Below are 8,909 nucleotides of genomic sequence, written 5' to 3'. Positions count from 1 at the left end.
GGGCGCCGCGTCGGTCGAGGACGCCGCGCCGTGCGGGTGGTGCTCGTCGTGCGTGTCGTGTTCGTCGTACGTGTCGTGAGCGCCGTACGTGTCGTGAGCGCCGTGCATGTCGTGTTCGTCGTACGCGGCGTGATCGCCGTACGCGTCGCGCCCACGATTCTCGCCGCTCGCGGCAGCCGTAGCGCCCGCGCCGGGTGGCAGTGCGCCGCTACGCGCCTCACCCGCGCGCCCCGAGTTCGGGTCGCGGGGGATGGCGGTGGTATCGCCATCGCCGCCCGGTCGGGTGGCGTGGCGCACCGGTGCGGTGGGCGCGACGAGGGCCGGGTGGGGTTCGGTCGCGGTGGTGTCGGTGAGCAGATCGGCGGCCAGCAGGGCAGCGCCGTGGGCGCTGATGTGCGCCGGGTCGGCGGCCGCGGCCACCGGGATGCCGAATTCGGTGGAGAGCAGTTCGGTCACCAGCGGAATGGCCGCGCCACCGCCGGTGAGCAGGACGCCGTCCAGTTCGGTGACCCGCAATCCGGCGCGCCGCACCGCCTCGCGCAGCAGGTCCATGGATCCGAGCAGGGGGCCGCGCAGCAGCTCTTCCAGCTCGTCGCGCACCAGCCGCACGTCCATGCCGAAGGCGGGCAGCCGAACCGGTACCACCGCCGCCGTCTTTTTGGAAAGCTCTTCCTTCGCAATTCTGCAGCGACCGCGCAATGCGGCCAATTCTTGTTCGACGATCGGGTCGAACGGATCGAAATCGTTTTGCCCCACCGCATTAGCCAGAACGTAACGCATGGCCAGGAGATCGAATTCCGTACCCGCCACCATGGTCGAGTGCACGGGTTCTCCGAGCAGACCCGACAGCGGCCCGGTACGTACCACCGAAATGGTCAAACCGGTTGCGCCGAGATCATATACGGCCATCGCGCCGTCGTGCTCGGTTCCGTGTACCTCGCGCAGCCACCGCATGGCCGCCGTCGGTTCCGGCACCAGTGCGACGCCGTCCAGCCCGGCGGCATCCAGCGCGGACCGCTGCACCTCCACGGTGTGCTGCGTCCACCAGGACGGATAGCAGGCGACCGTGGCTGCGGCGGAGCCGGTGTCGCGCACCGCGCGCGCCACCGCCGCCGCCACGAGATCCGCCGCGCGAACAGCGGTTCCGTCTCCGATGCGCATATCCACGGGATCCCCGACCCGGGCCAGAATGCTCTCCGTGACCTCCGCCGCCGAGCCGAGCAGACTCGGACAGGCGTGTAGTTCGCGTCGTCCCCCCGAAGTCGTCACGGCGACTGTGTGCAGCGACCCGACCGTAATGCCGAGCGCCTGACCCTGACTCATTCGAGAACCCCTGTTCTACAAACACACCCTGCCCGGTGTGCCGTTTCGAAAGTCGATCAGTCCGATATGTACTAAGGCTTGGGTTGTGGCCTGCGAGCCACATGTGAGCTGTCGGTTGCTGGGGGTTCGTCGTTACCGCGTGCGGGGTAGGTACGGGGAAATTCCCCTAATCCTCGCCCCGCCCCCAATGGTTCGGGGTCCGGCAACAGGGGAGTTCACCCCGTTCCGGAGTAACGCGTGAGCTTCCTAGCGTGAAAGGCAATTCGACAACCGCGGACCGCAGGGGTCCGCCGAAGGAGGCGATTTGCCATGAGTCCCAATGCGATTCTCGAGTTCATCCTCAGCCTGCTGCGGGACAGCGAGGCTGCCGCCGCCTACTGCGCCAACCCCGGACAGGCGCTGGTGGACGCCGGGCTGGCGGCGGTGACGCCGGAGGATATCGCCGCCGTGGCGCCCATGGTTGCCGAGTCGGCGCTGGTGGCGGGCGGTTCGGCCTTGTCGGCCATCGTCGCCGCGGGTGGTCTCGAGACCGCGGTCGCCGGTGCGGTCAATGGCGCGGTGAACGGCGGGGCGTCGGTCGGCACGGTCGCGGCGGGGACGACCGGGGTCGCGGCCACCGCCACCGCCGCCACCGCGGCCGAGGTGAATCTCGGCGGCCAGGCCGAAACCGGCGTCGACCTGGGCCTGGGCGCGGGCCTGGATGCGGTGGCCGATGTGGCCGCCGGGCTCTCCACGGCGCTGGGCGGCGCACTGGAGACCGGTGCGGACGTGAGTGCGGGGCTCGGCGCGGGGCTCGGCGCGGGACTCCAGGGCGCGGTCGATGCCGCCACCCAGGTGGGTGCGGGGGTCGACGCCGGACTCGGCGGACTCGTGAACGCGGGCGGCCAGCTGGGCGCGGGCCTCGGCGCGGCCGCCGATCTCGGTGGTCAGCTCGGCGTGGGCCTGGAAACCGGTCTGAACGGCGCGATCGGCACCGCCGCCGGACTGGGCGCCCAGGTGGGCACCGATCTCGGCGCGGGACTCTCCGCCGGTCTCGGCGGCGCCGTGGCGGCCGGTGCCCAGGTCGGAGCCGATCTGGGGGCGGGCCTCGACGCGGCGCTCGACGGTGCCGTGGACGCCGGTGCGCAGCTCGGCGGCGGTCTGGAAACCGGGCTGACCACGGGTGTCGACGGCGTCCTCGATGCCGGTGCCCAGGTGGGCAGTGGCCTCGAAACCGGACTCTCCACCGGAATCGGCGGAGTTGTCGACGCCGGTGCGGAACTCGGCGGCGGCCTCGAAGCCGGACTCTCCGGCGCGGCGGACACCGGTGCTCAGCTCGGCGCGGATCTCGGTGGTGCGGTGGACGGTGCGGTGACCGCCGGAACGGGCCTCGCGGCCGGTGTGGGCGGTGCCGTCGATGGCGTGCTGGATGCCGGTGCGGGACTCGGTGGCGGGCTGGAGACCGGTTTGTCCACCGGTATCGGCGGGGCTGTCGATGCGGGCGCGCAGCTGGGCGCGGGACTCGGCGGCGCCGTGGACGGTGCGCTGGGTGCCGGTGCGGGAGTCGGCAGTGGGCTGGAACCCGGTATCGGTGGTGCGGTGGACGCGGGCGCGGAATTCGGCGGTGGGCTGGAGTCCGGGCTGTCGGGTGCGGTGGATACCGGTGCGCAGGCGGGTGCGGGTGTCGGTGGCGCGGTGGACGGTGCGCTCGATGCCGGGGCCGGTCTGGGTGCGGGCGTCGGCACCGGCGTCGACGGCGCGTTGAGTGCCGGTGCGGAGCTCGGGAGTGGGTTGGAGACCGGGCTGTCGACGGGGGGCGGCGGTGCGGTCGATGCCGGTGCGGAATTCGGCGGTGGGCTGGAGTCCGGGCTGTCGGGTGCGGTGGATACCGGTGCGCAGGCGGGTGCGGAACTCGGTGGGGCGGTCGGTGGGGCCGTGGACACCGGAGCGCAGGTCGGTGGCAGTGTCGACGCCGCGCTGGGGGCGGAGTCGGGGCTGGATGCCGGTGCGAGTTCGAATCCCTGGGCGGGACTGGATGTTTCGCAGGCGTTCGGCGCCGGTGTGCAGGGTGGCGTCGAGGGCGACCTCACCGGTGGCACCGAGACGTCGCTGTTCGGGGACGCGGGCTTCGGCGGCGGGGCCGAGGTGGGCGGCGTCGCCGGTGGCGGCATCGTCGACGACATCCTGCAGTCGTGATGCCGCAGTCGTGACGCTGCACTCGTGACCGCACTGGTGATTCGGAGGTAGGGCTGTGACGGGAACCGCGGTGGCTCGGCCGCTGCTGTCGATACTGGGTGACACCATCGCGGTCGCACGCGCGGCCGACCGGGGTGACCTGGTGGGGCGACTGGAGACGGTCGCCCGGCGGATCCGCGATCCGCGACGGCGCATCGTGGTGGCCGGTCTGGGCAATCAGGGCAAGAGTCAGTTCGTGAACGCGCTGCTCAACCTGAATGTCTGTGCGGTGGGCGATGATACGACCACCACCGCCACGGTCACCCTGGCCCACGGCAGCGAGTCACGGGCCGCGGCCGTGCTGGCCGGGCCGGGCGGCGGCGAGGCCGAATCCACCCGGGTCCCGGTGCCTTTCGAGAATCTGGGCGCGATCGAGCCCACCGTGCGGGCGCGGCCGGTGCTGCGGGTGGAGGTGGAAGCCGCCAACCCGCTGCTCGCCGACGGCATTGTGGTCGTGGACACCCCCGGCCTCGGTGCACACGGAAATCCCGGTGCGGCAGGCGTTTACGCCACCATCCCGGGAGCCGACGCGGTACTGCTGCTCAGCGACGCCTCCACCGAACTCACCGTGCCGGAGGTGGAATTCCTGCGGCAGGTGCGGGAGTTGAGCCCCGCCGTAGCGGTACTGCTCACCAAGATCGACCTGTATCCACACTGGAGGCAGGTCTACGACGCGAATCAGCGGCACCTCGAGACTGCGGGGCTCGAGGTTCCGCTGATTCCCGTCTCCGCCGTCCTGCGCACCCACGCCATGCGGCTGCGCGATGAACAGCTCGGCCGCGAATCGGGTTTCGGGCAGGTGTTCCAGTTTCTGCGCGACCAGGTCGTGGCCCGCGACCAGGCCGCCACCCGGCAGGCGGTGGGCGTCGACATCGGTTCGGCGGCCGAACATCTCGCGCTGGCGTTGAGCAGCGAACTGGTGGCGCTGCGCGATCCCGAGCGCGGGGCCGCCGCCATCGTGGAACTGCGTTCCGCCAAGGCGGCCGCCGAGCGGCTGCGCCGCAATACCGCCGCCTGGCAGCAGACTCTCACCGACGGCATCACCGATCTGGCCGGGGATATCGACCACGATCTGCGCAACCGGCTGCGCGATATCGCGCGCGAGGGCGAGGAGTGGATCGACGCCAATGATCCCGGGCGGCATTGGGACACCATCGAGGAATGGCTGACCGGAACCGTGGGCACGGCGGTCGGCGACAATCTGCTGTGGACCCGCACCCGCGCCATCCGGCTGGCCGAACGGATCGCCGGACACTTCACCGAACTCGGCGCGGTGGACCTGCCGGAGCTGGCCGGCAGCCTGGACCCCGACGGCTCCCGCGTCGGCTCCTGCACCCTCGCCGATCTGGAACCCGATCTCGGCTTCACGCACAAACTGCTGGTGGGGGTGCGGGGCTCCTACGGCGGCGTGGTGATGGCCGGGCTGGCGGGCACGCTGGCCGGGATGGCGATCATCAACCCGCTGTCCATCGGCGCGGGAGTGATTCTGGGCGGCAAGGCGTTCCGTGACGACAAGCAGGCGCGGCTGGCCAAGCGCCGGATCGAGGCCAAGGCCGCCGTGCGCCGGTACGTCGACGATGTGGCCTTCCACTCCGGCAAGGAGACCAAGGACCGGCTGCACCGCATCCATCGCCTGCTGCGCGATCACTTCACCGGCGTGGCCGACCGCTCGCTGCGCTCCCTGGACGAATCCCTGCGCGCCGCACAGGAAGCCGCGAATCTCGAGGCCGGCCGCCGCACCGAACGCGCCACGGAACTCGAGCGCCAACTCCGCGTGGTGGCCGAACTGCGCCGCCACGCCGACGCGCTGCTCTCGCTCGCGGCCCGCCCGGCCGCCCGGGCGATCCCACCCGCCCCACCCACGTAAAGCGCCCGTTCCTCGGTGGCCGGGCGGCACCCGGACCCGGGCGGCCTACCCACTCACGTATGGCGTGCCCGTTCCTCGGTGGCCGGGCGGCACCCGGACCCGGGCGGCCTACCCACTCACGTATGGCGTGCCCGTTCCTCGGTGGCCGCGCCGCACCTGAACACAGGCGGCCCACCCACGCTCCGAAGCGCTGGCCGTCGGCGACCGGCGGGCTCACCTGTGGGCGCGGTCGGCAGCGCCCGCCGCGTCGGCGCGGCATCGGTGGCTTCCTGCCTTGCGGGTAGGTCGGCGGTTCCGGACCGGCGGCGCGTTCGCGCTGTGGCCGTGCGTCCCCCCGTCACGGTGGTCGCTCGGTCCGGTCTCGTGCTTTCCGGGCCGCGGCGATGCGCGGCTGCTGCGTGCTCACGCCGGCTCGTTGTCGGCGTGTGCGTCACCTCCCGCCACGGCGGGCGGCGTGACCGTGCGTTCGTCGGGGTATGGGTAGTCGCGAGGAGACCGGGGAGTCCCGCTACCGTGTGTGAATGGTTTTCGATGCCCCGGGTGCAGTGGCCGGGATCGTGCCCGAGGCGCGGCGGTTGATCGGTGTGGCTCGGCAGGCGTATGCGGGGCAGGCGCGGGTGAGCGCGCTGCTCGCCGACTGCGCGCGCCGCCTGGACGAACCGCTGCGGGTGGCGTTGGCGGGTCAGCTCAAGGCCGGTAAGTCGACGCTGTTGAACGCCCTGGTCGGGCAGGACATCGCGCCCACCGACGCGACCGAGTGCACCCGGCTGGTGACCTGGTACCGGCACGGTCCGACGCCGCGGGTGACCGCGTTCGCGCGCGACGGGGCGCACGCCGACGTGGGGGTGCGCCGGGATCGCGGGGCCGACGGGCTGGCCACACCGCACGGCCTGCACTTCGACCTGTCGGCGCTGCGGTGGAACGCGCCCGGTGCGCGCGAGGTGGACCATCTCGACGTGCAGTGGCCGTCGGAGGAATTGGCGCGCACCACGATCATCGACTCGCCCGGTATCTCGTCCATGTCGCGGGAGGTCTCGGCGCGCACGGCGCGCCTGCTCACCCCGGCCGCCGATCCGGCCGGCGTGGTGCTGCCGGGCGCGGACGCAGTCGTCTACCTGCTGCGCCGCCTCGATGCCGCGGATGTGAATTTCCTCGAAAGTATCGGCGCTGGTATCGGATCCGGTCAGGCCGCCGATGCGGGCGTTCCCGGGCTCGGATACGGGGCGTTCGGTGCGGGTGCGTCCGGCACGGGGAGATTCGGGCATGGAACGACCGGTACCGGGGCACCGGTCGGCGCTGCCGGTGCGCACGGGCCGGGAGCGCCGCCCGCGGGTTACACGGCCGCCGCGGCCCCGCTCGGGGCGGTCGGTGTGGTCTCGCGCGCGGACGAGATCGGTGCCGGCCGTATCGACGCCCTGCACTCCGCCCGCGAGGTGGCGTCCCGTTTCGCCGAGGAGCTCGAGCGCACCGGGCTGTGCCAGTCCGTGGTTCCGGTGGCGGGTCTGCTGGCCTTCGCCGCCGCCACGCTGCGACAGCGCGAGTACTCGGCCTTCGAGGCCCTGGCGACGGTGCCGACCGAGGAACTCACCGCGGCCCTGCTGTCGGCGGACCGTTTCGCCCGCCCCGATCTGCCGCTGCCGGTGTCGCCGGAGCTGCGCGCGCACCTGGTGGCCCGCTTCGGCCTGTTCGGAATCCGATTGTCCGTCACGCTGATCCGCCTCGGGGTGCGCGACTCCGCCAGTCTGGCGGCCGAACTCACCAGCCGCAGCGGACTGGATGAGCTGCGCTCCGTGCTGGATGTGCAATTCGCCCAGCGCGCCGAGGAATTGAAGGCCCACTCCGCGCTCACCGCGCTGGCCCGCATTCTGGCCGCCTACCCGGGCACCTCCGCCGACGCGCTGCTCCCGCGCGTGCGCACGCTGCTCGCCGATGTGCACGGTTTCGCGGAACTGCGCCTGCTCGGCCGTCTCCGCTCCGATGAGCTGCCGCTGCCGGAGGACGATATCGCCGAATTGCAGCGCCTCATCGGCGGTTCCGGCGTGGCCCCCCATCTGCGCCTGGGGCTGCCCGCCGACACCGATCTCACCACCCAGCGCGAATACGCTCTCGCGGCCGTGCGCAAATGGCGTTCCCGCGCCGGTCATCCGCTGGCCGATCAGGTCACGGCGACGGCGTGCCTCACCGCCGCCCGCAGCGCCGAGGGCCTGCTCGACACGCTCAACGATCCCCCGACCACCCCGCTGACCCGCATCCCGCGCCACCGCGCGTAGGCCGCGAATCAGGGTGCGGTGGCGGTGCTGCGGGGGTCGATGAGGATCTTGGCGTGGTGGTCGGGGGAGGCGAGGGCGCCGAAGGCGGCGTCGATGCCGTCCAGGCCGACGGTGCCGGTGACGAGCGGGCTCGGGTCCACCGTGCCGTCGGCGATCATGTGCAGGGTGTCGCGGAATTCGCCGGGGTCGTAGCCGAGCACGAAGCGCAGTTCGATCTCCTTGTTGATGGCGGTCGCCGGGTGGATCACATCGGGCTGCATGCAGACGCCGACCACCACCACGCGGGACATGGGCGGCGCGGCGGTGAGGATCTGATCGAGAATCCCCGGAACGCCGACGCATTCGAAGATGACCGGCGTGTTGGGCCCCTGATCGAAGGTGTGGGCGGCGCGGAACAGATACCACCAGGGCAGCTTCGGAATGCGCCGCAGCCGTTCCATGGCGTCGAAGCCGAGGTTGAGGATGTCGGTGGCGCCGCTGATGCGCGAGGTGCGGGGCGTGGCGTCCCAGGGCGATGCGACGGCGGGGTCCACCACCACATCGGCCCCGCAGCGCCGCGCCAGGTCCCGGCGGCGCGGTGAGAGATCGCTGGCCACCACCGTGCGCACCCCGGCGGCCTTCAACATGCTGACGACCGCCAGCCCGATCGGTCCGCAGCCGATGACGAAAGCCGTTCGCCTCCTGCCGATCCGGCTCTTGCGCACCGCATGCCAGGCCACCGCCATGGGTTCGGTGAGCGCCGCGAGTTCGGCGGACAGGCCGTTCGGCACCGGGAAGGTCATGGACTCCTGCACCACCACCTGCTCGGCGTAGCCACCAGGCGCGGCGACCGACAGGCCGGTCAGGTGCGGTTGCCGTCCCTGCCGTTGAATAGGCAGCGCCACCACGGGAGTGCCGGGCCGCCAACGCTTTCGGCAGCCGGGGCCGTAATCGACGACCGTGCCGGAGAATTCGTGCCCGAGCACCACACTCTGCGCCGAGCGCATGAAGTGCCCGTATCCGGTGGCGGCCGCCAGCTCCGCCAGTTCGTCGCAGTGCACGCGGGCATGCAGATCCGATCCGCAGATGCCGCACCGCACCACGTCGATCAGCACCTGCCCGCGACCGGGAACCGGTGTCGGCAGCTCCTCCACCCGAAACTCGCCCTTGGTGACCACGGCCGCTCGCATACCGGCACTCCTGTCGACTCGCACGTGACGCTCGTCACCCAATCTAGCGGTCGCGGCCGACCGCGA

5 protein-coding genes are annotated in these 8,909 nt (G+C 71.9%); 3 read left to right on the top strand and 2 right to left on the bottom strand.

What is annotated here, in order from left to right:
- On the bottom strand, positions 1-1,323 hold a 1,323-nt coding region (locus ON31_RS28325), incomplete at its 3' end, for an Hsp70 family protein (protein ID WP_157533792.1).
- A 309-nt stretch (positions 1,324-1,632) separates the two neighbouring features.
- Between ON31_RS28325 and ON31_RS28320 the strand changes: the two genes are divergently transcribed.
- From ON31_RS28320 to ON31_RS35905, 3 genes are all read left to right on the top strand, one after another.
- Positions 1,633-3,498, top strand: coding sequence for an IniB N-terminal domain-containing protein (locus ON31_RS28320; RefSeq protein WP_051037860.1), 1,866 nt, complete (start codon positions 1,633-1,635; stop codon positions 3,496-3,498).
- Positions 3,499-3,553: 55 nt separating this feature from the next.
- Positions 3,554-5,404, top strand: coding sequence for a dynamin family protein (locus tag ON31_RS28315; RefSeq protein ID WP_039817999.1), 1,851 nt, complete (start codon positions 3,554-3,556; stop codon positions 5,402-5,404).
- A 521-nt stretch (positions 5,405-5,925) separates the two neighbouring features.
- The gene (locus tag ON31_RS35905; protein WP_051037858.1) at positions 5,926-7,674 is read left to right on the top strand and encodes a dynamin family protein; all 1,749 of its coding nucleotides are present in this window, start codon (positions 5,926-5,928) and stop codon (positions 7,672-7,674) included.
- A gap of 8 nt (positions 7,675-7,682) precedes the next feature.
- Here ON31_RS35905 and ON31_RS28305 read toward each other — a convergent pair whose 3' ends face one another.
- Entirely contained in the window at positions 7,683-8,843 is a 1,161-nt protein-coding gene (locus tag ON31_RS28305) for a zinc-binding dehydrogenase (RefSeq protein ID WP_039817998.1), read from the bottom strand.
- Positions 8,844-8,909: the final 66 nt, after the last annotated feature.

Origin of the sequence: Nocardia otitidiscaviarum NBRC 14405 (assembly GCF_000308635.1) — a bacterium.
GTDB lineage: Bacteria > Actinomycetota > Actinomycetes > Mycobacteriales > Mycobacteriaceae > Nocardia > Nocardia otitidiscaviarum.
The sequence above is the reverse complement of the archived record's forward strand: the minus strand, read 5'-3'. Positions and strand labels throughout refer to the sequence as shown.